This window comes from Thiolapillus sp., assembly GCF_048562965.1.
GTDB lineage: Bacteria > Pseudomonadota > Gammaproteobacteria > Chromatiales > Chromatiaceae > Thiolapillus > Thiolapillus brandeum_A.
On the sequence record NZ_JBHNMF010001625.1, the window covers coordinates 1 to 526 of the forward strand.

Annotated in this window: 1 protein-coding gene; it reads right to left on the bottom strand. The window is 51.1% G+C overall.

Annotated features, from left to right (window positions below):
- The coding region (locus ACOCD2_RS25880; RefSeq protein WP_305800846.1) for a phosphoribosyltransferase at nt 1-495 on the bottom strand (495 nt) is incomplete at its 3' end.
- Between the last annotated feature and the right edge of the window lie 31 nt (nt 496-526).

A 526-nucleotide genomic window follows, 5' to 3' on the forward strand; every position in this document is an offset into this window, starting at 1 on the left:
GCCGATAACATGACCACCCCTGTTCTCAATGTAGCCTCTTAAAGAAGCAATAGTACCGCCCATTGTGAGCGTGTCATCAACGATCAGGTAGGACTGACCCTTTTTTACATTGCCAGCAAACGTTGGGTTGAACGCCAGGCGGTAGTCTGAGCCGGTACCTGTTCGCTTGATCTTTTCACGTTGATGAATGGTAGTTTCAACAGGAAGACCAAGCCGATCAGATAGAACTTCGGCAAACATCAACGGTATCTTATTGTTGCCGTTTGACTCAGAAGCCAGAACAGGAAGTAGTGTCGGTCTAGAATCGCCGATGAGCTCCCGTATCGCCTCGGCGGTTGTGTCGTCGAAAAGACGATCCACCAAGTTCAAGGCGGCCTCTTTGTCGCCAGCCTTGGCGGCGTCGTATTCCGGCTCATTTTGAAGTGAGCCAAGATCACCATTCCGGACCACCTTGGGGAATTGCCTCCAAGGGGCGCGCTCACCTTTCCCTAACATACTCACAAAGCGTCTCCCTGAATTTTAGCAG